Origin of the sequence: Wolbachia endosymbiont of Rhagoletis indifferens (genome assembly GCF_048537595.1) — a bacterium.
Lineage (GTDB): Bacteria > Pseudomonadota > Alphaproteobacteria > Rickettsiales > Anaplasmataceae > Wolbachia.
In genome coordinates, this window is the sequence record NZ_CP175923.1 from 642,543 (window position 1) to 669,243 (window position 26,701).

Consider the following 26,701-nt stretch of genomic DNA (forward strand, 5'->3'; position numbering starts at 1 on the left):
TGGGTCTTTTAAACATGGGTGGTAATGTAGCACTAGAACTAACTTCTGTAGATAAAAGCTTCAAGGACAATTCTGCTGTTGTAAAAGACATCAATCTAAGTGTCACAAGAGGGCAAGTAGTAGCGCTGATTGGCGATTCAGGTGCAGGGAAAACAACTATATTGCAAATCGCAGGCTTGTTGGATAAGCCAACTTCAGGTATAGTTACGATAGATGGAATAAATTGCACACAAGCCAGTAATAAGCATAAAACCCATGTAAGAAGAAATTTTCTTAGTTTTGTTTATCAATTTCACTATTTGTTACAAGAGTTATCGGTGTTGGAAAATATTATGCTTCCTCAACTCATTGCAGGAAAAAGCAAAGCTGAAGCAAAAAAAAATTCGCAAGCAACATTGGAAAAATTTGGTCTGGAAAACAAAGCAAGTAGTATGATATCTGAAGTTTCAGGTGGGGAAAGGCAGAGAGTTGCAATTGCAAGAAGCATTGTAAATTCTCCAAAGCTTTTACTTGCAGATGAGCCAACAGGAAATTTAGATCCAACAAATTCTTTTAACGTGTTTTTACTGCTACATTCATACGTAAAGGAAAATAACAGCTCTATGCTTATAGTAACGCACAATCATCTCCTTGCAGAAAAGGCAGACTGCATTTTCCAATTGAGAGATCGATCATTAGTGAAGTTGTGAATAGGAAAAATAGCACAATTTAAAACTACCTATGCCTTATACTTATCTAACCAATGATCATTAACAGAGTACAACTCGCATGAAATGCTTTCATTGCTTTTTATACACGGACTTTTTAACTTACGCTGTTTACTTAGGGAACACCCCGATAACATAAACACAGCTAAAACAAAAAATAATAGCTTTTTAAACATAACAAAACCTTTTCATTTATATTACTACACTCATTTCTCTTGTTTGTAAAGATTAGGCATATTCTTTTACCCTTACCTCTTTTTTGACCTTTTGAGAAGAAATAGTTGCACTATTCAAGCGCAGTTTTATATAATCGTCTACGATTTGAGTCACTTCCTCTTCTTTATCCCTTAGAAAGTGATTAGTCTCATCTATTATATGGTATTTCATGTGATCACTTTTTACTGAATTTATCAACCTTTTTGCTAATTCTGTTACATCGCTTTCTTCTGAGATTGTATCATTACTGCTTTGTATTATAAGCCCAGAAACTGGACAGGGAGAAAGAAAAGAAAAATCGTACTTAGTTACCGGAAGAGAAAGAGCAATAAAACCCACTATCTCAGGGCGGCGCATTGTTAGCTGCATAGCCACCCATGCTCCAAAAGAAAAACCAGCGATCCAAATTGGAACGTTGCTAGAATTATGTTCCTGAAGCCAATCAATAGCTACCGCAGCGTCAGTTAACTCTCCTATACCCTTATCAAAAGTTCCAGTAGATTTTCCCACACCCCGAAAGTTAATTTTCAATGCAGAAAAATTGTTATCGATAAAAGACGTATATGTACTATGTACAATTTTACTATCCATATTACCACCATATTGAGGATGATGATGTAAAACCAGCACAACCGGCGCGTTGGCATCTTTGCTTTGGTGGTATTCACCTTCTATCTTTTTTGTTGCATTATTCAAAAAAACTTCAACCATGGTAACCCCTAATAAGAACCTGCTTGACAGGTATTGATGACGTGAGTTATTAATTATGTATTAATTTCGCTGTTTTTGCAATAAATTTTTTATCGTATTAAAGCTAACGTACATAGTTATGGTTATAGTTGATGGTAAACTTATTTAAGTGACAGATGAGTCCATTCTCTTTAGAAAATAGTGGTTGCGTATATGCTGATTACAATGCAACTGCTCCAATTAGTGAAAATGTAAAAAAAAGTATATTTGAGGTCTTGTTAAAACAAACGCTCAATCCATCATCACTACATAAAAGAGGACAAGAAGCGAGGAAGATTCTTCAGGAGGCAAGAGATAACGTACGTGGTGCTATTGGCGTCTCAAGTGATAAAGAAATAGTTTTTACGTCTGGTGCAACTGAAGCGAATAACCTTGTTATGAGAGGAATAGCAGGCTACCTGCATGTAATTTCAGCTATAGAGCATCCTTCAATTCTTAATTCTGCATGTAATCCATATATAATACCCGTTAATCAGGAGGGCATTGTTGACTTTTTAGAGCTAGAAAAAATTCTAAGCGAACTTAAAGGAAACAAAGCAATAGTTTCAGTTATGATGGCAAATAACGAAACCGGAGTTATTCAACCTATTGAGGAAATAGCTGAAATAGCACACAAATTTGGAGCAATTTGCCACACTGACACTGCTCAAAGTGTTGGGAAAATTAAAGTTAATATGGAAGATTTAGGAGTGGATTTACTCACTTTATCCGCCCATAAATTTGGCGGTGTAGCAGGCAGTGGAGTTTTAATATTCAATAAAGAACTTGTGATAGAACCTATTATAATAGGTGGTGGACAAGAGAAGGGATTTCGTGGTGGTACGGAAAATATTGTTGCAATTGCAGGCCTTTCTGCTGCACTGCAAAATATTCCAGATCTTCTATCAAAAATGGATGAAGTAAAGGAGCTACGCGATCAATTAGAGTGTGAATTATTAAATCTTGCCAGTGATATAAGAATCTTCGGTAAAAACTCTAAGAGGCTGCCAAACACAAGTTTTATTTATATGCCAGGAGTAAAGAGTGATGTGCAGCTCATGCATTTTGACTTGAATCATATTGCAGTTAGTAATGGTTCTGCATGTTCTTCTGGAAAAGTTGAGCCTTCCCATGTTTTGCTTGCAATGGGGGCAACAAAAGAGCAAGCAGAGTGTTCAATTAGAATCAGCATAGGTCCAGAAACTAAACCACAAGACATAAAAAAAATAGTGGATTGTTGGTATAATATCTACAAGAAGAACTCCTTGGAATATATGGCAAGTAGCTCATAGAAACGGATTAAATGCAAAACCTACTTGACAAACTCCGCCAGCGCCCTTATCATGGTACTGAAGGTATTCAGTTATCTTCATCTGTGCAGATTAAACAGCAAAAAAACAACGTACTTGGCGTCTTATTTTTAATTTTTCGCACTATGTGCACCTTATGTCTTCACAATATTTCTGGGTTTTTACCCATATAAGCTGAAACGCGCTTATAAGTCGTTTAAGACAGTATAGTACGCCAATTTGAAGGATTAGAGAGTGAACACTAATTACCACGGGGTTTCTTTTGCCTTTTTTTCTGCTTAGTAAATTTCTTAAACATTTAAACAAAGGTGAGTTGCATTTAAAAGCAGCTAAATTGCAGTATTTAAGACTTAAAAAACGCCAATACTGAAAATAGACAATGACTAGGGCTTCTTTTGCCTTTTTTTTCGTTTGGTAAATTTCTTAATGTTTGTAGCTAACATGAACAAACATTTGAGAGTAACTTCCGCTAGTAGGGTGTCATCCCAGTGCCTTGACTACTTGGATCCAGGAAAGTTTGCTTGCTCACAAGCAAACTAGCATAGAAAGTGGTTACAACGTTTTCGATGAGATTGCAGAAAGGCTGGATTCCAGTGGGCTTTGTTGCATCGCTAGCTATGATGGATTAAAGATAAAAAAGATAGAGAATATCAGTAGCTTATTATTCTGGTATTTATAACAAGAACGGTCAGTGAATACCTAAATTTGAGTAAAAGAAATTTCACTACCACTCACTAATCCGGCTAAAATTCAAGAATTTCAATGCTTTAGCTATTTTCAATAGAATTAAGTTTATTAATACAAATAACAAATTACTATTCTTAAATTTGATCAGATTGATTGCAAAAAAACAAGATTTTCTATAGGTTGCTTACAATCCTAACTATGTTAGCCTTTCATAGGTAGCGATGCAACAAAGCCATCCCAGTGCCCCTATGATGTCATTCCAGCACTTGATGCTGGAATCCAGTTTTCTTTACAAATTCACCAAAAGTGCTTCATTCTATAACGCAAAACCCATACTCACCAAACCCAATGCATTACTTGCAATTAAGTTTCCTGGATCCCAGTGGGCTTTGTTGCATAGCAACTGAAAAAATCTTGCAGTTACTGACAGAATTCATTATAAAACAGCTATTTAACCGACAAAGGAAAAATATGCCACAAAAAATGAAAGTCAGTAACCAAAATGAATATAACAAATTTCTCCAGGAAAGAGGAAATATTTTTCATTACATCGATAAAGCTATCGAAAATTGGTATGAAATTGGGCCAAAAATGCAGGGTGGCAACTATATTTATAGTGATAAAGTTGTAATTTTGGTGCACATAATCGTCAGTCTCTTTAGAATTGGTTTAAGACAAACAGTCGGGTTTATAAAAGGATATTTGCAACAAATAGGAAGAGATTTGCAGCTATTCACAAGCATCAAAAGAAACTTGATATTAAGATCAATGATTGCAGAAAATAACATGGAAGATATCGAAATTGCTATAGACAGTACAGGAATTAGTATATACAACAACACACAGCAAAGAAAATAGCAAAGATAGAGAGTACCGCGGCTATAAACAAGTAAGAACAATTGCACATAATGTTGAGCAAACAAGTCATAGCTACAAAATACAGTAATGGCGTTTACTCTGATCACTATGGAGCATTGGGGAAATTTGATGTTAAATATGCTATAAAAGCACTATATGCAGATAGGGCATATGATAGAAAAAAGCTCTATAAGCTGTGTAATCAATATGGCATAAAAACGAAAATTCCTCCGAAAAACAACGCAGCAGAGCATCCAAAATTGGATTATATGCTTGATAGAAATGCCGCTATTCAGTTAATGAAATTACATGGTGAGAATGGTATAAAAAGATGGAAAGAAGAAGTAAATTACGGAAAAAGATCGTATATTGAAGAATTTTTCTCAAGGTTGAAGCGAATATTTGGGTTTAGTTTTAAGAATAAATCTGAGACAAATAGAGAGAAGGAACTACTTATTAAATGCTACTTAATGAACAAATTTACTGCAATTGGTATGCCTAAATTTGAAATAGTCGCATAAAATTATTTACTCTGGAAAAAACTTACGTTGCTATGCAACAAAGCCATTCCAGTGTCAGCTACTTTCATGACACCACTTACTACGCAAATTACCTGCAAATTGCAATGTTCGTACAGCTGTGTGTCAAGCACTGACCACTTTTGCTTCAATATTTGCGATGCCCCTGAACAGATACACTCGGATTTTTTATATAACTATATTTACTATCTTATTTGGTACAGCATATACAGTGCGAACTTTGCTTTGATCGATCTTACTGGACACAGAGTCTATCGCTATTTTCTTCAATTCTTCTTGAGGTAAGTTAATTGCCACCTTTATTGTTGTACGTAATTTTCCATTGATTTGCACTGCTATAGTTACCGTATCGTCAACTAATAATGATTCATCAGCTTTTGGCCAAGGTTGACCTCCTATTTCTTGCCATAGGCTTTCAGCTAGATGTGGTATGAATGGTTCGATTACTCTGATTAGTATGCATATACCTTCATCAATAAGAGATTTTCCAGCTTCTACGTCTATTTCAGCTATTAAATTCGTCATTTCGCGAAATTTTGCCACTACACAGTTTAATCTGCAGTTTTCCAAGTCATCTGTCAGTCCGTGTAAGAGTTTATGAATTTTTTTTCTGTACTCTAGAAGTCCACCCGTAACACTTTCATTATCATAGTGTATATTTACAGGTCTCAGCTGCATTACCATACGCCACAATTTGTTTATATAGCGAGAACAGCCTTCCACGCCATCATCGGACCATTCCATATCTTTTTCTGGAGGAGTGTCGGATAACACAAACAAGCGAGCAGTATCAGCACCATACTTTCCTATGATAAAGTTTGGGTCAATTGTGTTCTTTTTCGATTTGCTCATTTTCTCGACTTTTCCAACCTGAACCTTAGCTCCTTGTGCAATCAACTCTTTTGCTTCTTCGGGAAACAGCCATTTGCCATTCTCGTCTTTGTAAGTTATATGGCAGACCATTCCTTGAGTGATTAAAGTAGAGAAAGGCTCTTTAATAGCAAAATAGCCACATTTGGTTAAAGCACGGCAGAAAAATCTTGAATAAAGCAAATGCAAAATTGCATGTTCTATTCCACCTATATAATAATCAACAGGCATAAAACGATTACATGCATCTTTGTCTATTGATTTATCTTCACTACAGAATGCAGCAAAATACCAGGAAGACTCAAAAAAGGTGTCGAATGTATCAGTTTCACGCTCTGCTTGCTTTCCGCATTTTGGGCAGTCAACAAATTTCCAAGTTGGGTGTTTATCAAGCGGATTACCACCACTTGCAAATTCCACATCTGTTGGTAGAACTACAGGAAGGTCTTTTTCTGGTACTGGAACAGTACCACAGTCTTTGCAATATATGATAGGTATAGGGCATCCCCAATAACGCTGTCTTGAAACTCCCCAATCGTGCAAACGATAGTTTGTTGTTTTCTCACCTATCCCTTTTTCTTTGAGCTTTTTAATGATTACTTCCTTTGCTCTACTTACCGTTAATCCGTTTAAGAATTCAGAATTGAACATTACCCCATCGCCAGTATACGCCTCCTTTGTCATCCCAGTGCTTCGACACTGGGATCCATTGTAAGAATTCTGGATTCCAGCGTCACGCGCTGGAATGACACCTAAGTGGGCTGAAGAAATAACGGGAATAATCGGCAAATTGTACCTCTGCGCAAATTCAAAATCACGCTGATCGTGTGCAGGGCAACCAAAAATCGCGCCTTCTCCATATTCCATCAACACAAAATTCGCTATGTAAAGTGGCAATTCCTTATCAAGAAATGGATGTTTTACGTTTAATCCGGTGTAAACTCCTATTTTTTCGTCACTCCCTCTCTTCGATTCTATTTCCTGGATCCAAGTAGTCAAGCACTGGGATGACAAAACTTCAGGAGCATTTGGAAGCCTGATATCTTGCACAATAGGGTGCTCTGCTGCCACTGCACAAAAAGAAGCCCCAAACAAAGTATGAGGATAAGTCGTAAAAACTTTTAATTTCTTATTCAGGCCAACGATTTCAAACTCTATAGTTGCTCCTTCAGATTTTCCTATCCAACGCTCCTGCATTGTTTTGACTTTTTCTGGCCAATTTTTCAAACTTTGCAGGCACTTGAGTAAATCTTCAGCGAAATCAGTAATCTTTAAAAACCATTGGGACAACTTACGTTTTTCAACAACTGCACCTGATCGCCATCCTTTTCCATCAACCACCTGTTCATTTGCAAGCACTGTTTGGTCCACTGGATCCCAGTTAACCCATGACTCTTTTCGATAGGCAAGCCCATGCTTTAAAAAATCCAGGAAAAATTTTTGTTCGTGTTTGTAATAATCAGGCTCACATGTGGAGAGTTCACGCTCCCAATTATAAGAAAGGCCTATAGATTTCAACTGTGTACGCATATTATCTATATTCTCTTTTGTCCATGTTTCAGGGCTAATATTGTTGTCCCTTGCTGCATTTTCAGCTGGTAATCCAAACGCATCCCAGCCAATTGGATGCAAAACCTCAAATCCATTAGCTCTCTTGTAACGTGCTATCACATCCCCTATTGCATAGTTACGTAAGTGTCCCATATGAATTTTACCAGATGGATATGGAAACATTTCCAACACGTAACACTTTTTTTGTTTACTATTCTTGCTTACAGAAAAATCCCATTTATCTTGATAAAATTTTTCAACACTTTTAAAATCATATTTCATATAAATCCAAATTCAATTACAGTTCACATGCATCAAAGGATCAACCGCTTGGCCATTATGCCGTATTGTGAAACACATCTGTGGATCTTTATCTTGTGTGCTTGATTTACCTGCAGATCCAATTACTTGACCTTGCTTTACTTTATCGCCAATTTCAACATGTATGTTTTTTAAATAGGAGTACACAGTCATGTAATTATCTTTGTGTTCCACTATAATTAAATTCCCATACCATCTCAGCCCTTTGCCTACATATACCACTTTGCCGGGTGCAGAGGCAACTACGTTCGTTCCATTTTGAGCAGCAATTTTTATGCCATCCTTACACATTTCATCAGAAGAGGTAGCTGAAATAACTGTACCTTTAACTGGCATTACAAATTTACAATTTACCCCATTAATTTCCACGTTTTGTGCATTATTGTTATCTTTGTATATCCTGTTTATGATGGCTTTTCTACTTTCTTTTTGCACTGAAGGCTCCCTAGTTAAATGGTACTCTCTTGTATATTCCAGCTCTCTTTTTCCGTAAAATCCTTCGCCTTTAAGCAGCACAGGTGCAGGTTTTTGCAGGCCACAGCCTATTAATATTGCTAATAACATAAGAAATGAGGCTATATGCCACATTTTAGATATATCAACTCTCACAAAACTCCAAAATTTTAGCGAGACGTAGTGTTTCACGCCTGTTCGTTACTTTCCTCGTTATTTATTTTACTAGTTAAATAGTCCCTCAAATCGGTAAGTTCTTGCAACAAATTCTTTGTGACTTTTATATCATTACCAAATTCTTTTTGCACTCCTTTTATTGTATATCCTTTATCATATAGCATGTATTTTACTTTCTTTATGGCCTCTATACACTTACGATCATATAGCCTTCTTCCTTTACGCTTTGTAGGCTTAATTTGATGAAATTGACCTTCCCAGAATCTCAAAACATGCTGTTCCAAATGTAGCTCTTCAGCTACTTCCCTAATCGTATAAAATAATTTTTCCTTATTCATTAATTATTTATTGATTTTTTTATAGTTTTTGAAGGCCTAAAAGAAACTGAGTTTCTTGCTTGAATCATCACTTTCTCTGATGTATTTGGTATATTTCCTGGTCTTTCCTTCTTTTTTTTGACCAAGAATGTTCCAAATGACGATATTTTCACTATTCCATCCTTTGCCAAGCTCGTCTTCATTTCGTCCAATATATCGTCTATTATCGAAGCAGAGTCTTCCTTTGATAATCCTATTTCTTGGTTTATATTTTCAGCTATCATTGCCTTAGTTACTGTTGTGTCTTTTGTTGTAACGTGATCCATAATTGAGTAAGTATTGCAATATGTAAACACAATATAGCAACTGACTTAAGGTTCAGCTACTTTATTTTTTAGGGTATGTCTCTTTTGTAGCATAATTTAAAATACTGGCAGTTGCCAACGTTACGAATATTGCAAAAAGCGCCATTTGATAATCTGTAAAAAGTGCTAACATTGACACTATAACTCCACTGCCAATAAACATAAATCCATTGATAATGGATGATGATGTGCTAATGTATTTTCGTTTCACAATCTCGCTGCCGACAGTAAAATTAAGCATATGTCCTCCCGCAAAAAACCCGAACATTAACATACAAAAGTACACAACGTGGACTGTTAAATGGCTGCATAGTAAAATAATAATTGAGACGCCTTGCAATAAAGCAAAAGCAGAAATTACATGTTTCCTATTTTTAAATAAGTTTGAGATTCGATCTGCAATTGGAGCACCAACTGCAAGACCAAGCCATAGTATTGCGGTTGCTATACCTGACTCCATTGCATTGAGTTCTGAGTTGCTCAGTAACCTTGGAGCCCACAAGGTATTAAGTGCTAAAAATGTTCCAAAAGTAATAGCACCCACCACTGAAGTTATCCAGATATCTCTTAATTTTAGCACCGTTAGTACAGAGCACATTACTGTTCTTATAGAGCTTTTTATTGTGCACTTTTCTGAGCTGCTTTCTGGAAGTGTGTTTGGATAAAAAAGCGTAAGTACAAATATCAACACACCAAACAGTATTATGCATACAATCAGATTCTTCCAATCTGCACCTTCAGCAAGCAAGCTAGAGAACAATATTTGAATTATCAGTGCAGAAAGACTTGAAATCGTTTGCACTAGTGAAAACATCAATCCAAATTGGGCAACAGGAAAACATATGCTACTTGTATGAGCAGCACCAATAAAACCAAATGATGCTCCAGTTGCAATAAACACTTGAGATAAAATTAAATGGGAAAAATTGTTACCGTTAACAAGGACAAGAAACCCGAGGATTATAGTTGATAATGAGAAAGAATAAATTTTTTTACTGGAAAAAACATTAAACATTGCCCCACTAAAAAATTGTAAGATGGCAAAAGTCCAAGTATATGCTGAATTAGCCAGTGCAACTTGCGTGATTGTGAGCCCAAGTTCTTTTTCAAGATGCACACTTATAAAGGTGTAGATTATCTGCATGTTGCTGAATATAACAACCAAGTTACTAATCAGCCAAATGAACCAAGCCTTAGTTCTACTTTCCATAAGATTTATTTTTATAAGTAATTTTCTAATAATTTAACACTAAACCTTTTTCGAAGCTATAGGTCCTGATGATAGACATAAGTGTTGAAAGCAAGAACCCTTGATTTCCTTTAGCTTTACTGTATACTTAAAGGGTTTCATTCTAGAGGTTAGTAGTATGCCACCACAAGATATGTTTCAGCTTGGAAAATTCAATAATATGCTTGCAAAAGTAAGTGATAGTATTGACTCCGGTCAGGGCGACCCAACTAAATTTATTGATGAAGTAAAGCATAGGTTGCAGTTGCAAGAAGAACTTAAGGCAGTATATGAAGAATGGGAAAGAAGCGGATTTGATATAAATTTTAGGTTCAGGCTAACTGATTGTAGTCCAATTAGAGAAACAACGCTACTGCACATTGCCATTCTATGCAGAAAAAATAACGTTTGTGTACCAATAGTTCGATGCTTGTTGGATAAGGGGGCTAATCCCAATGATATTCTTGAATTTACTAGTTTTCGGACAACCTCTAAAATCATTCTAAACTGATACAGTTAAATAGCTTTATTAATGTTCACTTTTAGTTCCTTGCAAATTTATAAATTTGTTAAGTGGAATTTTTATATTGAGTAATTGTATTTATAATACATTATTTTGTATAATTAATTTTTTAAATTATTATATTAACTCTAATGTTTTTGGTTTAATGAAAGATAATATTATTTATCACTCTCACTTAGGCGTATATGGTTTAATTTTAAAACCTAAAAGTATAGTTTTGGTGAAAAAAAGTCGAGGTCCTTATAAAGGGTTGTTTGATTTACCAGGTAGAAATTGCTGAAACGCTTGAAGAGGCGCTTGTAAGAGAAATTAGAGAAGAAACAGGTTGTTTAGTGAAACAATACGACCAAGTCCAAACAGTTACTAGCCTATATCATTATAATGAAGACAATGTAAATAAATGTCTAAAACATATAGCAGTTTTATACAAAATTGAAATCATAGGAGAAATAAAGCGAGAATCTGATGGAAAAGATTCTGATGGTTGTATATGGCAAAATATAGATACTATAAACTATAAAAAAATTTCTCCGATGGTTCATATAGCAAGTAAATTCATAAATGAAGACTATTATTTTTATTACAGGTGTATCCACGGTTGAAAAATCAAGTTTAGCTCATATATTAGGTTCAAAGCTTTTTGTGCCTAGAAACTTTGCGATTCCACTAACTGCTTGTAGAGAAAAAAGAATAGATGATGATCCTAAATATTTAATAAATTTGACTACTGAGGAATTTCAAAAATCTCAATTTTTTATTAATTGTGAGATGTCTATCTTCATACAGCTTTCCTCTTCATACCTCAACTAATAAAATTAGAAGCATCAACTCCCTTCTGTAAGCAAGCAGCAATGGCAGTGTTCATCATTAGAAATGCAATGGTCATTGGGCCAACGCCCCCGGGTACTGGAGTAATAGCTTTGGCTTTCCCTTTTATTCCCTCAAAGTCAACATCACCTACAAGCTCTCCTACGTTAACGCTATTTATGCCAACATCGATCACTATTGCACCTTTCTTTATCCAGTCTGCTTGAACAAAATTTGGCTTTCCGACTGCTGCAACTACTATATCCGCTTTAGAGCAATATTCAGCTAAATCCTTGCTTTGTGAATGCAAGATGGTAACAGTGCAGTTTTCTTGCAATAGCAGGTGAAACATTGGTTTACCCACGATATTTGACCTACCAATTACCACTGCGTTTTTACCGGAAAGGTTCTCTTCAATTGATTTAATTAAATGCAAAGAACCTTTAGGAGTGCAAGGTATAAGGCAGTTTTTTTCACCTTTAACTAATTTGCCAACGTTTTCATCATGGAAGCCATCTACATCTTTTTCAATACTTACTGCGTTAATTACTCTGCTTGCACTAATATGATTTGGTAAAGGCAACTGTACTAAAATGCCATGCACAGATGGATCTTCATTTAATTCATTAATTTTTCCAATTAACTCATCTTCTGATGTCTCACAAGATAAAAGAATTGTTTCAGAACTTATGCCTATTGATTCTGCTTTTTTCTGTTTGTTGCGAACATAAACCTGACTTGCTGGATTGCTACCAACGAGAATTACTTTTAGGCAAGGAAAAATATTATGCTCCCTCTTTAGGGCATAAATCTTTTGTGATAGCCTCTCACACAGGTCATTCGCTATTTTTTTACCATCAATAATAATTGTCACTTCCTTGCCACTCCTTAAAGTCAGGTAATTTGATATCAAATAAATCCAATACTTTGCCAACAGAATGATTAATAATATCATCCAACGATTTCGGTTTAATATAAAAAGCAGGCACTGGTGGAGCAATAATCGCTCCCATCTCCGTTAATTTTAACATATTTTGTAAATGCCCAAGATGCAGTGGTGACTCTCGCACCATAAGAACTAACTTTCTTCTTTCTTTTAGTGTTACATCTGCAGCTCTTGTCAATAGATTGGAAGTAACACCTGATGCGATTTCAGACATTGTCTTCATAGAGCATGGTGCTACAATCATTCCTGAAGTTTTAAATGAGCCGCTTGCTATTTTTTCTCCTATTTTTTCTTCAGAATAGTAAAAATCTGCAAGTGATGTAATATCTTCAAGTTTTTCTTTAATCTCATGAGCTAGAGTTATTTTCCCAGCACGGCTTATCACTAAATGAGTTTCATAACCAGGTTTGGTGCCATTTGAGTAGCTGACATTGGAATCTATACACTTTTTCTGGATCCCAGTGTCAGCTACTCGGATAAGAGATCTATTAATATTTCTTAACGCCTCTAAAATACGTACACCGTAAATAGAACCAGATGCTCCACTTATTCCAATTACAATTCTGCTATTCACTTAACTCTTCTTCGTAGCTCATTCCCAATGCACGTTTATAGGTATCAAGCAATATTTCCTGTTCCTCTCTGTCATCATCATCCATCTTCCTCAGCCTAATAATTTGTTTCATCACTTTTGTATCCCAACCTTCATCTGCGGCTTTTGCATATACATCACGAATGTGATCTTGCACATCCCTCTTTTCTTGTTCAAGTTTTTCGACTCTCTCTATGTAACCCTTCAACTCTTCAGCCGTTATTTTTACTGTATCTTCCATGAAACTCCACTAATTAATTGCTACTAGTATTACCAGTTTTTACTTGCACTTCAACAACAGTAATAATATTTTTATCTTTTTTTAAAATCTTAAAGCGAAAACCATACATGGAAAACTCCTCGCCTTCGTCAGGAATGCGCTCTATTTCATTCACAATCATACCTGCTAAAGTTGTAGCTTCTTCATTAGGAAGATTCCAGTGTAACTGTCTGTTAATATCTCTAATCGTGGATTCCCCTTCTATGTAGTACACATTATCAGATATTTTCTTTATAAAATTCTCCGTAATCAAATCATGCTCATCAGAAATTTCTCCAACTATTTCTTCCAGTATATCCTCAAGGGTTACAATCCCCTGCAATGCTCCATATTCATCGACAACAAGTGCAAAGTGTTTCCTATTCTTACGAAAGTTGTGAAGTTGTATGCTGAGCGGCGTACTTTCTGGTATAAACCAAGGCTTTGACATAACTTGGGCAATGTCAACTTCTTCTGTTTTATTATCCTTTTCACGCAAGGCGTTTATTAGATTTTTCACGTGAATCACCCCGACAATGTTATCTGGTTCCTTCTGCCATAAAGGTACTCTACTGTGACTACTGGTTAAAATCTCTCTTATTAACTCTTCTTTATTCCGATCTATATCAAGAGAAAATAGGTTTCTTCTATGGGTCATAATTTGTGATATTTCTGTCTCAGCCAAATCAAGTATGCTGCTTAGCATATCTAAATCCTGTTGTAACATAGTTCCTTCACTGCGGTGAAGAGTAATCATATTACGCATTGCATCCGCTGCAGATATCACTTCCTTATCTTTATGCAGCCCACATAATTTCAGGATGAGGTTAACAATAAATTGAATACCTAGCGTCAATGGAGAAAAAATCTTTACAAAAAACAATACAAAATAAGCAGAAAATGATGCAAATTTTTCAGGATTTTGAATAGCATAAGTTTTTGGTAGAACTTCGCAGAACAATAAAATACAAAATGTCATTATAATTGTTGATAGGAGAATGCCCTCATTTCCAAAAAGATTGATAAATATTGCTGTAAATAAAGCAGAGCAAGTAATATTAATAATTGTATTGCCGAGCAATACCGTTCCTATTGTCAATTCTTTCTTATTTAATAAGCGGTCTATTATCCTGGCTCTTTTGTTACCGTCTAGCTTTAGCTTATTAACTCGAGAACGGCTAATTGAGGTTAAGCCTATTTCTGCTCCTGAGAACAAAAACGATAAAATTAACAAAATAAAAATTGCTGATGATACTAAGACCAATAACCAATCCATTAAAGTACGATGTTATTGTGATAAAAAACAAAGTTAATTTTACATGTTATGAAAGGCATTTGCAAGCTTGAATTTATATTGCCGAATTTTATATATCTTTAATCTTAAAAAATAAATCATAAAGCATATTACACGCTGCGTTCACATGCTCATCCTCAATGATAAGTGGTGGGGTTATCCTTACTACTTTGTTGTTTAAAACCCTAGTTATTATTAAACCTTTATCAAGAGATCGACTAATAATTTTATCGGCTACAGGAGTTGCTAGTTCTATTCCCATTAGTAACCCTTCTCCACGAACTTCTGAAATCATCTCAGGAAATTCTTTAGCTAAAGGCAACAGCTTTTCTTTTAAATATTTACTAATTCTCTTAACATGGTCAAAAAAGCCTTCTTTTAGCATTATATCGAGTACCGCATTACCAACAGTCATGGCAAGTGGATTGCCACCATAGGTTGATCCATGAGTTCCTGGAGTGATTGCTTCTGCTATGTAATCTTTTACTAAACATGCAGCTAGAGGAAAACCGTTACCCATAGCTTTTGCACAGGTTAGCATATCAGGTTCAATGCCGACATTTTGATAATAAAATAAAGAACCGATGCGTCCATATCCGCATTGCACTTCATCAAAGCACAAAATTATCCCTTGAGCTTTTGTTATTTCCCTTACTTTTTGAAGATATTTTACGTCTAGTGGATATACTCCACCTTCGCTTTGTATGGGCTCTAAAAACACAGCAGATGTTTCATTATTGATTTTTTCTTCTAATGCTTTAATGTCATTTCTTGGAACTTTATCAAAACCAGAAAGGAGCGGAGCAAAACCTTCGCGTGATTTTTCATTGCCTCCAGCAGAAATTGCAGCAATACTGCGGCCATGAAACCCTCCTTCAATTGTAATAATACGATTACGTTTTGCTTGCCCCTTTGAATAAAAGTAACGACGAATAAACTTAATTGCAGCTTCTGTTGCTTCAAGCCCACTTGAGCAGAAAAAAACTTTATCTGCAAAAGTAAGGGTTGTTAAACGCTCGGCAAGCCTTTCTTGCTCGGGAATAGTGAAAATGTTAGAGCAGTGCCATAATGAGCTCAATTGCTCTTTCAGCTTATCTGTAATGTATGGATGACAATGCCCTAAAGAAGTTGTAGAAATACCTGCAGCAAAATCTAAATATTTTTTACCACCTCTATCAAAAAGATATACCCCTTCTCCCCTGACTATAGGAGTGTCAAGTCTATTATACGCATTAACAACATGATCCATTTTATAAGTATTGTGGTATTATCTATACTATACCTGAAATGAATCCATTAACACAAAGCTTTTCCTTTAACCTCTTATGCTACTTCAACTAAAAATTTAGCCAATGCAAACCTTTTTTGTCATTCTATAGCTAAAGTGACTTAGTTTTACCAACGATTCGCCACTTATTAGCGAAATCCAGAGATATCGAAAATAAGCACAGTATGGCGTCTGTGTCATCCTGTAAAGGTCATCCTTCTTGGCGAAAATTACTCTTAAATATTACAACGTTCGTACAATTGTGTATTAAGAGAGAGCTTATTGTTCAAGAAGTTCTAGGCTCTGCGGACAAAAAATAAGGGAGGGAAGAAAAAAAGTGGTAGTTTAACCTAATAGATATAAAAATGGAGAAACTACCGAATGGAATATTATAAAAAAGAAAGGAATTGGAAACAAGTTTTAGAGTTTATAAAAGGCGTAAAAGGAATGCATAGTAAAGACGAAAAACGTCTAAGAATAGCACTTTTGCATGATATTGGGCTCATAGAACACAAAACTGTCCGGTTACCACTCAGCACAGAAGACTTGCCTTCTATTGAAATGCTAAGGCAAGTGAATGCTTGGGTGGGAGGAATTGATTAGTGACTAGGACAAAAACTGGGAATGTTCAAAAAAGTGTGTCAAACCGCATTTTTAGTTCAACTCAATTTTCAATCTATCTGGAAAGAAAATATCAAGTTGAGACATAGTTAAAGCCCAATTAGGCAGAGCCATAGTCCATTTTTGCTCTACTTTTTTTATAGCACAATATACCTGTTTATACAAGGCATTTGTGCTGGTAAATGAGCCCTTGGTTTTAGTGAATTTTCTGATCTGTCTGTGCAGCCCCTCAATTGGATTTGTGGTCCCTCCTAACTGGGCTAGAATACTTGAAATAACCAGATAAATTTTCCCAATTGTTCTGCCACAATTTTATAACCAAAGGATACTTTTCTCCCCATTTTTCTTCCAGTTCAAGCAAGTAATTTTCAGCAATTTCTTTACTTGTAGCACGATATATTTTTTTCAAATCATTCATGAAAACTTTCACATCTTTGCTGGATACATATTTTAGTGAATTTCTTATCTGATGCACTATACATAGCTGTACTTCTGCTTTAGGAAACGCACTATTTATAGCTGCAGGAAAGCTTTTTAGCCCATCTACACATGCAATCAGAATATCTTCTACTCCTCTTTCTTTGAGGTCATTTAGCACTCCCAACCAAAAGTTAGCTCCTTCACTTTCAGCCAAATAAAAGCCCAAGACTTCTTTTCTGCCATTTTGGTCTATTCCTAATATGTTGTACATACATTTACTCACGCAATGCCGGTCTTCCTTAACCTTAAAAAACATGCCATCCATGAACACTATTGGATATACAGATTGCAGCGGGCGACTACGCCATTCGTTGATTACCGGTAGCAGTTTGTCAGTAATACTTGATATCTCTGCCACCGATATTTTGTGATCGTAAATTTCTTCTACATGTGATGCTATATCTCTATAGCTCATACCACTGGCAAATGTGCTCAAAATCTTTGTTTCAAGCTCTGGATGTAGGCTTGTTTGCCTTTTTTTGATATTTGTGGTTCGAAACTTCCCTCCCTATCTCTTGGTGTTAATAGCTCAAATGAGCCTGCACTGGTACGTAAAGTCTTTCCATTTCTCCCATTTCTTCGATTATTCTCTTCACTTTCAGCTAATAAGTGATTTTCTATTTCACCTTCCAAACTTGCCTCCAGCAGCTTTTTTATAAATGGTGTTAATGCTCCGTCCCTTCCTGTCAGCGGCCTTCCTTCTCGTATAGACGACAGGTTTCTAATTTTTTATAATCTACCAATCCGGTAGTTCTGTTTACTACTTTCTGACTCATTGTCAAACCTCCATTTTTTTATATCAATTTATTACTTTTTTTTCGGTTTGACACACTTTTTTGAACATTCCCCAAAAACTACGCTTATTAACACCATCAACGTTCTCTGGAGTTTCTATTTTCAAATTACGTATTTCTTCTAGATCGGATTTTACCTTTTCTAATAACGTTTTTTTTGTGTTTTTTTCTAAAAGGCTATGATAATCCTTTAAGAGCTTGTCCGGAAACTGGTAAACTCAAGCATATTCCCTCCTTAACATAACCCTACTCATAGCCAGGTATATGAAATTTTCAGTGGATGTTGTAAATATTCCTTTGATAGCCTTCTATTCCTCAAGCAAAAGTCCTTTCTACAACCCATCTTCTTGACTGTACTTTAAACCCCTGTTCCCTAATTGGTAGTAGTTCAGGTGGTGTGTCTTTGTGTACCCAAAACCTACATGGAGGCCTTTTAACAATTTCAATGTCTATTCCGTACTCTTTTTCTATGTACTCCTTTAAATTTCTTCCTTGATACCCCATATCAGCCCACATTTTCTTAACGTTAGTATATTTTTTCCTCATATTATCCAATGCTACCATCTCTGTCATTTTCACTAGCAGCACCCACATAACAGCCTAATATAAAACCCTGAGATTATGTACCTTTTTCTACCTTTTACTTTTTTACCCCCATCATAACCTTTGACCCCCCTTTTTCTGTCGTTTTTACAGATTACTATGCAAGCACTTGGCTCCTCGTTTCTTCCCATTTTTGACCTACTATATTTAGTGATATCGTAGTTCATTTTTTCGAAAATTCCTTGCTTTTTCCACCTCCTAAATTGTTCATATACTTTCTTCCATGGCGTGCGGTAAATAGCGCCATTGACATCCTGTACGTAGTACATAAAAAATTGCCGATAATACTTCTCTTTTGCTATGTTTTAGCGGCCTTCCTCCTTTCTTGTATGATACTCTAAAGTGTTTCTCTATTAGCCGACCACTCTCTTTCACTAAGATCTGTAGGATACTTTTTTCTCATTTCTAACCCCATTTTTAAAACTCATATACTATACTTTTTTTCGTTTGCGGATAAGCTCTAACTATTGCATTCCTGAACTTTTTGATTCATCATTTTCATGACAAAATTGTCTTAACTTTCTCTCCACTTTTTCTGGGTAAGATCACTAACTCTTTAGTAAGAGACGGTAGACTGTTTACTGAGGAATATAGTCCTAAGACTGCTTCTATATAATAATAGCGTAGCTGTGAATAAGTACACCCACACAAATTTTAAGTACTTATTCACAGCTACATCAATTTTTCTATTGACTTTTAACACAACTGCTCCACCTAATGCTTAAGCTTAAAAACACTAGATGCTTTTTTCAAGATACAAGATCCTTTTTCATAGCTATACTACGTTATACCAATTCCAGCGTCTGGGCACTGGTTTCTTGGTACTTATTCCGCAATAATTTTTTTTTCCTTCAATAAACTTTGCAGTTCGCCTTTTTCGTACATCTCGCGAGTGATGTCGCAACCACCGATAAACTCTTCCTTTATATATAATTGTGGAATTGTTGGCCAATCAGAAAACTTTTTTATAGATTCACGTATTTCATCATTCTCCAACACGTTAATACACTTAAACTTCACATTCAATTTTTTTAGGATTGACACGACGAGTCCAGAGAATCCGCATTGAGGAAAATCAGAAGTGCCTTTCATATACAATACCACATCATTTTCTGCTATATTTTTTTTTATTTGTTCAAAATTGTTCATAAATTCACCTTATTTTTAAGTATTAGTTTCTAGCTGCAAGGCATGTATAGACTGACCTTCTAGTGCTTTATATACCATTTTATGCTGTTCTATTTTTGTCTTTCCGAGAAAGCGCTTGGAGGTTATTTTTAAATAATAATGATCATTATCTCCAGCAAGATCATGAATCTTTATATCAGCATCGGGGAACGATTGTTTGACGATTCTTTCTAGTTCATGAATTGCAATAACCATTGATTTACTTTAAATTACAATACTTTTATTATAAATCTAAAACGATTGAGCACAATTGAATTATTGATTGTATAGTTACTAATATCGTGAAGACAGTAAATTCAGCATGTTAAGAGCACTAGCAAGGCGAGATTTTAATTGATTTTCATATTTGCTCCAATCTTGTATTGCCTTTCTTGCAACACCTGAGTAAACTGCAGCTTTTGCAACAGCAGGAGATACTATAGAAATTAATCTTGGGTCAAATGGAGTAGGTATTATATATTCACGTCCATAGCTCATTTTACGACCGCCATAGGCTGCAGATATCTCACCTGGTACTGGCTCACGGGCAAGCTTTGCTATTGCATCTGCAGCTGCAATTTTCATTTCATCATTTATTGTTGTTGCATATACATCAAGCGCCCCTCTAAATATATAAGGAAAACCCATTACGTTGTTGACTTGGTTGTTGTAATCTGACCTACCAGTTGCGATTATTGCATCTGGCCTCACAGATTTTGCAAACTCAGGCCTTACTTCTGGATCGGGGTTAGCGAGAGCGAAAATAATCGGGTCTTTGCCCATACTCTTTAACATCTCTTCATTTAACACATCTTTTGCAGATAGTCCGATGAATACATCAGCGCCTTTTATTGTATCAAGTAGAGAACGTTCGGAAGTATCAATTGCATACTTTTCCTTCCACTCATTCATGTCCTCGTTTCTACCTTTGTATATTACTCCTTGCTTATCGCACAGCACTATATTTTTAGCGCCCATGGACTTTAGTATTTCTAAACATGCAATACCGGCTGCTCCAGCACCATTCATAATGATCTTAACGTCCTCTAATTTCTTTTCAACAATATCAAGAGCATTTTCTATGCCAGCTGCAACAACCACCGCAGTTCCATGCTGGTCATCATGGAACACTGGAATATCCATCAGTTCATTCAGACGTTTCTCTATTATAAAACAATCGGGAGATCTTATATCTTCTAAATTTATCCCCCCCCAACTTGGCCCAAGATACCTTACTGCATTGATGAAATCTTCTATATTTTCTGTATCAACTTCTATATCAACTGCATCAATATCAGCAAAACGCTTAAATAAAACAGCTTTGCCTTCCATGACCGGTTTTGAAGCAAGAGGACCGATATTACCAAGTCCAAGCACTGCAGTGCCATTTGAAATGACAGCAACACAGTTGCTTTTTGCCGTATAATCATAAACAACCTCAGGATTTTTAGCTATTTCAAGACACGGAGCTGCAACGCCAGGAGAATAAGCAAGTGACAAATCATACTGGGTAGATAAAGGTTTTGTTGGCATAATTGAAATTTTACCAGGGTTACCACCTCTACTGTGATACTTAAGTGCTTCTTGTTTTGTGGTACTATCTAAATCATCATTCATCATTACATCCTTATATTTTAAGCTTGTATTTTTTAAGTATATGGAGTTTTTATAAATGTTCAATTGTAAACTATTAGCTTGTGAACTCTGTTGTACTTCTGTATAAGTTTACCTATTACGTAAGATGATATTACATGCTTAAGAAAAACGTGCCTAATTTGCTTACAATTTCTCGTGCACTTGCAATACCAGCAATAATATTAAGTTTTTATATAGAAAATAAATATGCAGGCCTGATAACAATATCAATCTTTGTGTTTGCGTGCATTACGGATTTTTTTGATGGTTACCTGGCGCGTGCGTGGAAAGTCCAATCAAAGTTTGGCAAGCTATTTGATCCAATTGCTGATAAATTAATAGTGGTTTCAACGATAATTATGCTAATTTATAAGCAAAAGATAAATGATTTTACAATAGTACCGTCAATTATCATCATCTGTCGGGAGATATTAGTCTCGGGTTTACGGGAGTTTCTGATAGCTACAAATGTTAGTCTACCTGTAAGCAAAGCTGGAAAAATTAAAACATTTCTACAGATGGTTGCTGTAGTAGCGCTAATAATGAACGATTATTATATGATTCAATATACAGGTGCGATTTGTTTATGGGTTGCAGCTATTATAACTGTGTGGTCAGGCTATAATTATATCCTAGCCGGCATCAAATAGATTGATTAAATCTCCTAGGAAATAGTTAATAGACAAGAGTAGTTAATATCTTAGTGATATTGACTCAGAAAGCAAAAAGGTGTATAATTGTATTAACTTACAACTAATTAGGTTAATATTATGAAAATACCTAGTGGCAAATTTTCTTCTACCAAAAAGGTTCCAGGAAAGAATAAGAAAAAAAGAGATTTTGAACCATTAGAAGAGTTTTTTTGGGATTTTTGGCCAACAGTTGATAAAGAAGTCAAAAGAGAAAGGCTAGAACAAGAGCTATTAACACTAAAAAAAAGAGAGCTATATAGACAATGTGCATCATTGGTAACAATGGTTCCATTTGCATTATTTATGGCTATTGAACTGGAAAAAATATGTAGCGATCAGGTATTACTTGGCGTGATAAGTGGCGCGCTAAGCCACACTATATTACCTTTCATGGTCCTATCTCTTATTTGTACACTATATTTAATTTACAATAATAGGAAAATAGCACAAAAAGAACGAGAGTTGAAAAATATTGAAAATGAAGAGGAAGTAAAGGAAAAAGAGCACAATATTTCTGATATAGGTCAGTGTTTGATCTATATTGAGGCTATAACAACTGCACTGGTTATTGTAGGTATGATAATGGGTGAAACATCTTCACTTGAAGCAGCAGAGGATGCAATTTTATTTCTTGCCAATGCAATTGCTCTTCTTGTAACTATTGTTTCTTATATTGATAAGCATGAAAAAAATAAGAAAAAGGAAACAGAAAAATCTAATCTTGATGAAAAATCTAGCAAGAAAACTAGCAATATGTCTGTAGCCGGATTGGCGCTTGCTGGTTCTTCTATATTTTTAATAAGAAGGATAATGTTAATGGCATTAGCATCGTCCTTAAATCCTGCTGTTGGGCCTACTTTAGGCTTGATAGGTATTGCACTTTTTATGGTTGTACAGATATTAACTATACGTTCCTACAGCAAGACGCTGAAAGATCCAAAAGTGGAAGGACGAGGTGAATCAAGAAATGCAGGTAGTTCTGACCGTAGTTATAAAGAAGAAGGGCCGGCTATTGCCTAAGAAATTTATTTATTTAAGTAATATTTAGGTCTATACTTTATTTTGATCGAAAAAAATCTTATGTATAAGACTTTAATCACGTGCTTTATTTTCCTAATTTGCTCCTTTACACAATCGTATGCGAATGATCTTGAAAAAACTGAAACTGAACTATATGAAGAAGCAGTTAAACTTTTTGACCAGAAAAAATATAAACAAGCTATTAGGGCATTTCATAAGATAGAGGATTTGTATCCTTTGTCTTATTGGGCAATGAAAGCGAAATTATTATCTGGGGTTTCTCACTATAATATGGGTAACTATAGCAGTGCTGCAAGTGATATGGATGATTATATATATGTTTATTCAAATGGTGAAGATTTACCATATGTATACTACTTAAGAGTATTATCTTATTACATGCAAATTAATAAAGTGCAACTTGGACAGCAAACTGCATATAAAACTTTAGAGCTGGCTACAGAGTACATTAATCTCTTTCCAGGCAGCGAATATGTAGACGAGATAAAGGAAAAAGCAAAGCTAATCACAGAGCATATATCAACAAAAGAGTATTTTATCGGTAAATTTTATCTGAGGCGTGGTGAATATTTGGCAGCAATTAAGCGTTTCCAGAATATGGCAAGCTATAAGGATTCTAAATATTTTTCTAAGTCTATTAACCATTTAATAGCAGCCCATTCAGCTATTGGCCTTGACTTAGAAGCTAAGCAGTATGAAAGTATGTTATTAGCAGAAAACCTGCAAGATGCCAAGCCGGAGGCTTGAAAATTTGCTTTAGTTTTTTCTATGCTTTGATATATAATTAGGTTTTTAACTATTTGAATATGGCTGGTCATTCACAATTTTCAAATATCAAACACCGAAAAGGTGCTCAGGATGCAAAGCGCTCTCAAAAATTTACGAAGCTGATTAGAGAAATAACAGTTGCTGCAAAGCAAGGGCTACCCGATCACGAACTCAACCCGCGCCTTCGCTCTGCTATATTTGCTGCACGCAAGGAAAATCTACCAAAAGATAAAATAGAAACAGCAATAAAAAATGCAACTGGTAACGTTGCTGGAGAAAATTATGAGGAAATCCAATATGAAGGTCATGGGCCTTCTGGCACTGCACTCATTGTCCATGCCTTGACTAATAACCGCAACCGCACTGCTTCTGAGGTGCGTTATATTTTTTCTCGCAAAGGTGGAAATTTAGGAGAAACAGGAAGCGTTAGTTATCTTTTTGATCATGTAGGTTTAATTGTCTATAAAGCAGAGGGTGTGAATTTTGACGATTTATTCAGTCATGGAATCGAATTAGAAGTATTGAATGTTGAAGAAAATGACAAAGAAGGGTTACACGTTATAACTTGTGAAATAAAAGATTTTGGTAAAGTACGCGATGCCTTTTATGCAAAATTCGGAGAACCAGAACTTGCTCGTCTTTCATGGCAGCCAAAAGATCTGATTGAAATTAGCGATAAAGAGTTGATTGATAAATTATCTGCATTGGTTGAAGAGCTAGAAGATAATGATGATGTACAGTATGTGGAAGGTAATTTTACTTTTGTTGATGCTGTTTAAATGATGAAGCTGATTGTATTTATGCTGCTCTTTATCTTACCGTTATATACCGCTGAAACATCAACAGATCTTGCGCAGTATGCAGCCAGTGCCTCTTTTTCTTGTCATCCCAGTGCCCAGACACTGGGATCCAGCAAAATTGATTGTAAACAGCACACTATACAACATTTTCGATTAAAAAACTGGATTCCAGTGTCAGCTACTTGCATGACAGAAAGCAACCTGACCCACTCTCCAGTGTCACTTCAGCAAGGAATCAGGAAAAAAAAAGATATTACTTTGATGGAGGAAAGCAACGTAGGAAACTTAGTACATGATAGAAAATTATTATTCATATCCAGCACCATAAAATCTTCCTTTTTTGCCACGGGAATTGAGCAAGGGTTGGCGCCAAATACAGTGGTGAAATTGATCAACATATATAAAGATTTCGGTGTTGATTTTAAAAAAGACATTGTGCCGAAGAGTAAATTGGAGGTTCTTTTTGAGAGATTGCCTAATAATCAGAAGACTGAAGAAAAAATTTTATATTCTTCACTGACAATAAACAAGAAAGCTATTAGTTTATATCATTATAAATCGCAAGACGGCAAAGAAAGGTATTTTAATAATGAAGGAATAAGCTTAAAAAATGGCGAAATTTTTGCAAATCCTTTAAATGGAGATTATCGCATATCCTCAAAATTTGGCAATAGAAAGCATCCTATTCGCGGTAAAATTGCTTTTCACAAAGGAGTGGATTATGCAGCTAAACTTGGCACTCCCATATACGCTGCTGCAGAGGGTGTGGTAGAATATATAGGAAAGAATGGTGGCTATGGAAATTACATCAAAATAAAACACAAAAATGAATATTCAACCTGTTACGCGCATGTAAGTAGATTTAGTGGCGATATAAAGTTAGGCTCTAAAGTAAAGCAGGGGCAGGTTATTGCCTATGTTGGTAGCACTGGTGTTGCAACAGGACCCCATTTACATTACGAAGTTATATATAACGGCAAACACATTGATCCGCTTACGATAGCGCATAAAAACGAAGTAAGGTTGCTTGATCATGAATTAAAGGAGTTTAAACTATTTGTAAGCAAGATAGATAAAACGATTAACAAGGAGGGTTCAAGTGAAAAAGAAGTTTAAAGACAATATGGATAAGAATACGATAAACGATAGAAATTTGAGTCAAATTCGGTTTTTTCCTGCATTAATACTAGTGATAATACTAATGGCAATACCGTTATCACTACTTGCGGTGTATGATACTCTGGCTTTAATACACAATAGCCTGGTTTCAATGGATGGTACTGCTTTAGTATTAATAATCCCATTTGTGATCCTATTCGTGATCCTATTCATAATTTTACCTACAGGGTTTTTTATCAATCATCCTAATGAAGCAAGAGTGATAGAATTTCTTGGTCATTATATTGGAACTTATTTTAAATCCGGAATGTTTATCACAATCCCATTTGCAAACAAACATATCATTTCTCTAAAATTTCAAAATATTAACACAGAAAAAATAAAAGTGAATGATGCAAACGGAAGTCCAATAGAGATTTCAGCAGTGATTGTTTGGAGAGTAAACAGCCCTGCAAAGGCGTATTATAATGTTAACAACTATCACGAATTTGTTTTTGTACAAAGTGACTCAGTAATAAGAGAATTAGCTAGTAACTATCCGTATGACAGCGAAAGCGATGAGGAATCTTTACGTAAAAATTCTGATAAAATTTCGAGTGAATTGCAGTCAATGTTACAACAAAGATTAGATATTGCAGGAATTGAGATTACAGAAGCAAGAATATCACATTTAGCATACTCATCCGAGATTGCACAAGCAATGTTAAGGCGTCAACAAGCACATGCTATCACTTCGGCAAGAAGGCATATAGTGCAAAATGCAATAGGAATTGTCGAGGAAGTAATAGCTCATTTTGAAAAAAACAAAAGCCTACAATTAGATGGCAAGCAAAAAGTTCAATTGATAAATAATTTGTTGGTTGCCCTAATCTCTGAGCAAGATGCACAACCGACGATTAGTTTGGATAATAATTAGCTTAGGTATACTTTTAATTCTTTTTGGTTGATAGGCCAAACTATGTTAT

At 35.4% G+C, this 26,701-nt stretch carries 29 protein-coding genes and 3 pseudogenes; 15 read left to right on the forward strand and 17 right to left on the reverse strand.

Features of this window, described 5'->3' with window-relative positions; all coding sequences use genetic code 11:
- Positions 1-14 precede the first annotated feature (14 nt).
- Positions 15-689, forward strand: a complete 675-nt coding sequence (locus ACJZL1_RS03285) for an ABC transporter ATP-binding protein (RefSeq protein ID WP_265035059.1) — start codon at positions 15-17, stop codon at positions 687-689.
- Positions 690-935: 246 nt separating this feature from the next.
- Here the strand turns inward: ACJZL1_RS03285 and ACJZL1_RS03290 are convergent, their stop codons facing one another.
- On the reverse strand, positions 936-1,634 hold the full coding sequence (locus ACJZL1_RS03290; RefSeq protein ID WP_265035058.1) for an alpha/beta hydrolase: 699 nt from the start codon (positions 1,632-1,634) through the stop codon (positions 936-938).
- Positions 1,635-1,789: 155 nt separating this feature from the next.
- Between ACJZL1_RS03290 and ACJZL1_RS03295 the strand changes: the two genes are divergently transcribed.
- From ACJZL1_RS03295 to ACJZL1_RS03315, 5 genes are all read left to right on the forward strand, one after another.
- Positions 1,790-2,944 (forward strand): cysteine desulfurase family protein, encoded by a 1,155-nt coding sequence (locus ACJZL1_RS03295; protein WP_419246971.1) that lies wholly within the window; start codon positions 1,790-1,792, stop codon positions 2,942-2,944.
- A 535-nt stretch (positions 2,945-3,479) separates the two neighbouring features.
- The gene (locus ACJZL1_RS03300; protein ID WP_419246972.1) at positions 3,480-3,641 is read left to right on the forward strand and encodes a hypothetical protein; all 162 of its coding nucleotides are present in this window, start codon (positions 3,480-3,482) and stop codon (positions 3,639-3,641) included.
- A gap of 229 nt (positions 3,642-3,870) precedes the next feature.
- Complete coding sequence (locus ACJZL1_RS03305; protein ID WP_265025831.1) at positions 3,871-4,056, forward strand: hypothetical protein; 186 nt, start codon at positions 3,871-3,873, stop codon at positions 4,054-4,056.
- 76 nt (positions 4,057-4,132) lie between these two features.
- The gene (locus ACJZL1_RS03310; RefSeq protein WP_419247513.1) at positions 4,133-4,507 is read left to right on the forward strand and encodes a transposase; all 375 of its coding nucleotides are present in this window, start codon (positions 4,133-4,135) and stop codon (positions 4,505-4,507) included.
- 50 nt (positions 4,508-4,557) lie between these two features.
- The gene (locus ACJZL1_RS03315; RefSeq protein WP_265034530.1) at positions 4,558-5,028 is read left to right on the forward strand and encodes a transposase; all 471 of its coding nucleotides are present in this window, start codon (positions 4,558-4,560) and stop codon (positions 5,026-5,028) included.
- Between the two features lie 2 nt (positions 5,029-5,030).
- Here the strand turns inward: ACJZL1_RS03315 and ACJZL1_RS03320 are convergent, their stop codons facing one another.
- From ACJZL1_RS03320 to ACJZL1_RS03345, 6 genes are all read right to left on the reverse strand, one after another.
- Positions 5,031-5,177 carry a hypothetical protein gene (locus ACJZL1_RS03320; protein WP_265035051.1) on the reverse strand — a complete coding sequence of 49 codons (147 nt, stop codon included), beginning with the start codon at positions 5,175-5,177 and terminating at the stop codon, positions 5,031-5,033.
- 37 nt (positions 5,178-5,214) lie between these two features.
- A complete protein-coding gene (gene leuS, locus ACJZL1_RS03325; RefSeq protein WP_419246973.1) occupies positions 5,215-7,749 on the reverse strand; it encodes a leucine--tRNA ligase in 2,535 nt (844 codons plus the stop codon).
- 12 nt (positions 7,750-7,761) lie between these two features.
- Positions 7,762-8,376 (reverse strand): murein hydrolase activator EnvC family protein, encoded by a 615-nt coding sequence (locus ACJZL1_RS03330; RefSeq protein ID WP_265026646.1) that lies wholly within the window; start codon positions 8,374-8,376, stop codon positions 7,762-7,764.
- Positions 8,377-8,429: 53 nt separating this feature from the next.
- Positions 8,430-8,756 carry a MerR family transcriptional regulator gene (locus ACJZL1_RS03335; protein ID WP_353285098.1) on the reverse strand — a complete coding sequence of 109 codons (327 nt, stop codon included), beginning with the start codon at positions 8,754-8,756 and terminating at the stop codon, positions 8,430-8,432.
- Positions 8,756-9,061, reverse strand: coding sequence for an integration host factor subunit alpha (locus ACJZL1_RS03340; protein ID WP_265025836.1), 306 nt, complete (start codon positions 9,059-9,061; stop codon positions 8,756-8,758). The genes ACJZL1_RS03335 and ACJZL1_RS03340 overlap by 1 nt, the downstream gene beginning before the upstream one ends.
- A gap of 61 nt (positions 9,062-9,122) precedes the next feature.
- A complete protein-coding gene (locus ACJZL1_RS03345; RefSeq protein WP_419246974.1) occupies positions 9,123-10,310 on the reverse strand; it encodes an MFS transporter in 1,188 nt (395 codons plus the stop codon).
- 157 nt (positions 10,311-10,467) lie between these two features.
- Here ACJZL1_RS03345 and ACJZL1_RS03350 point away from each other — a divergent pair, with 157 nt between their 5' ends.
- Positions 10,468-10,839 (forward strand): ankyrin repeat domain-containing protein, encoded by a 372-nt coding sequence (locus tag ACJZL1_RS03350; protein WP_265025838.1) that lies wholly within the window; start codon positions 10,468-10,470, stop codon positions 10,837-10,839.
- Positions 10,840-11,105: 266 nt separating this feature from the next.
- Positions 11,106-11,453 carry an NUDIX domain-containing protein gene (locus ACJZL1_RS03355; RefSeq protein WP_419246975.1) on the forward strand — a complete coding sequence of 116 codons (348 nt, stop codon included), beginning with the start codon at positions 11,106-11,108 and terminating at the stop codon, positions 11,451-11,453.
- Between the two features lie 200 nt (positions 11,454-11,653).
- On the opposite strand, the gene folD is transcribed toward ACJZL1_RS03355, so the two are convergent.
- The 5 genes from folD to ACJZL1_RS03380 form a co-directional block, all read right to left on the reverse strand.
- On the reverse strand, positions 11,654-12,532 hold the full coding sequence (folD, locus tag ACJZL1_RS03360; RefSeq protein WP_353285099.1) for a bifunctional methylenetetrahydrofolate dehydrogenase/methenyltetrahydrofolate cyclohydrolase FolD: 879 nt from the start codon (positions 12,530-12,532) through the stop codon (positions 11,654-11,656).
- Positions 12,516-13,178 (reverse strand): UbiX family flavin prenyltransferase, encoded by a 663-nt coding sequence (locus ACJZL1_RS03365; RefSeq protein WP_265025842.1) that lies wholly within the window; start codon positions 13,176-13,178, stop codon positions 12,516-12,518. The genes folD and ACJZL1_RS03365 overlap by 17 nt, the downstream gene beginning before the upstream one ends.
- Entirely contained in the window at positions 13,171-13,437 is a 267-nt protein-coding gene (locus ACJZL1_RS03370; protein ID WP_341818653.1) for a DUF2312 domain-containing protein, read from the reverse strand. Before ACJZL1_RS03370 ends, ACJZL1_RS03365 begins: the two co-directional genes overlap by 8 nt.
- A 13-nt stretch (positions 13,438-13,450) precedes the next feature.
- Positions 13,451-14,731 carry an HlyC/CorC family transporter gene (locus tag ACJZL1_RS03375; protein WP_419246976.1) on the reverse strand — a complete coding sequence of 427 codons (1,281 nt, stop codon included), beginning with the start codon at positions 14,729-14,731 and terminating at the stop codon, positions 13,451-13,453.
- Positions 14,732-14,819: 88 nt separating this feature from the next.
- Positions 14,820-15,998, reverse strand: a complete 1,179-nt coding sequence (locus ACJZL1_RS03380; RefSeq protein WP_265025845.1) for an aspartate aminotransferase family protein — start codon at positions 15,996-15,998, stop codon at positions 14,820-14,822.
- 498 nt (positions 15,999-16,496) lie between these two features.
- On the opposite strand from ACJZL1_RS03380, the pseudogene ACJZL1_RS03385 reads away from it, so the two are divergent.
- A pseudogene (locus tag ACJZL1_RS03385) lies at positions 16,497-16,619 on the forward strand (4-hydroxy-tetrahydrodipicolinate synthase); the annotation flags it as partial.
- Between the two features lie 51 nt (positions 16,620-16,670).
- Here the strand turns inward: ACJZL1_RS03385 and ACJZL1_RS03390 are convergent.
- The 5 genes and pseudogenes from ACJZL1_RS03390 to ACJZL1_RS03410 all read right to left on the reverse strand — a co-directional run bounded on the left by ACJZL1_RS03390 (position 16,671) and on the right by ACJZL1_RS03410 (position 21,298).
- A pseudogene (locus ACJZL1_RS03390) lies at positions 16,671-17,893 on the reverse strand (IS256 family transposase).
- Between the two features lie 236 nt (positions 17,894-18,129).
- A pseudogene (locus ACJZL1_RS03395) lies at positions 18,130-18,917 on the reverse strand (IS5 family transposase).
- Positions 18,918-19,339: 422 nt separating this feature from the next.
- Positions 19,340-19,663 carry a Grx4 family monothiol glutaredoxin gene (grxD, locus tag ACJZL1_RS03400; protein ID WP_265025846.1) on the reverse strand — a complete coding sequence of 108 codons (324 nt, stop codon included), beginning with the start codon at positions 19,661-19,663 and terminating at the stop codon, positions 19,340-19,342.
- Positions 19,664-19,678: 15 nt separating this feature from the next.
- Positions 19,679-19,897 carry a BolA/IbaG family iron-sulfur metabolism protein gene (locus tag ACJZL1_RS03405; protein ID WP_265035034.1) on the reverse strand — a complete coding sequence of 73 codons (219 nt, stop codon included), beginning with the start codon at positions 19,895-19,897 and terminating at the stop codon, positions 19,679-19,681.
- Between the two features lie 78 nt (positions 19,898-19,975).
- Positions 19,976-21,298: a malic enzyme-like NAD(P)-binding protein gene (locus ACJZL1_RS03410; protein ID WP_419246977.1), complete on the reverse strand. Its 1,323-nt coding sequence runs from the start codon at positions 21,296-21,298 to the stop codon at positions 19,976-19,978.
- Between the two features lie 134 nt (positions 21,299-21,432).
- Between ACJZL1_RS03410 and pgsA the strand changes: the two genes are divergently transcribed.
- From pgsA to ACJZL1_RS03440, 6 genes are all read left to right on the forward strand, one after another.
- A complete protein-coding gene (gene pgsA, locus ACJZL1_RS03415; protein ID WP_265025849.1) occupies positions 21,433-21,966 on the forward strand; it encodes a CDP-diacylglycerol--glycerol-3-phosphate 3-phosphatidyltransferase in 534 nt (177 codons plus the stop codon).
- Between the two features lie 120 nt (positions 21,967-22,086).
- On the forward strand, positions 22,087-23,028 hold the full coding sequence (locus ACJZL1_RS03420; RefSeq protein WP_265025850.1) for a hypothetical protein: 942 nt from the start codon (positions 22,087-22,089) through the stop codon (positions 23,026-23,028).
- Positions 23,029-23,088: 60 nt separating this feature from the next.
- Positions 23,089-23,796, forward strand: coding sequence for an outer membrane protein assembly factor BamD (locus ACJZL1_RS03425; RefSeq protein WP_419246978.1), 708 nt, complete (start codon positions 23,089-23,091; stop codon positions 23,794-23,796).
- A gap of 59 nt (positions 23,797-23,855) precedes the next feature.
- Positions 23,856-24,596: a YebC/PmpR family DNA-binding transcriptional regulator gene (locus tag ACJZL1_RS03430; RefSeq protein ID WP_250295785.1), complete on the forward strand. Its 741-nt coding sequence runs from the start codon at positions 23,856-23,858 to the stop codon at positions 24,594-24,596.
- Positions 24,597-24,599: 3 nt separating this feature from the next.
- Positions 24,600-25,733, forward strand: coding sequence for a peptidoglycan DD-metalloendopeptidase family protein (locus ACJZL1_RS03435; RefSeq protein ID WP_419246979.1), 1,134 nt, complete (start codon positions 24,600-24,602; stop codon positions 25,731-25,733).
- 7 nt (positions 25,734-25,740) lie between these two features.
- Positions 25,741-26,652 (forward strand): SPFH domain-containing protein, encoded by a 912-nt coding sequence (locus ACJZL1_RS03440; protein ID WP_419247514.1) that lies wholly within the window; start codon positions 25,741-25,743, stop codon positions 26,650-26,652.
- The last annotated feature ends 49 nt before the right edge of the window (positions 26,653-26,701 follow it).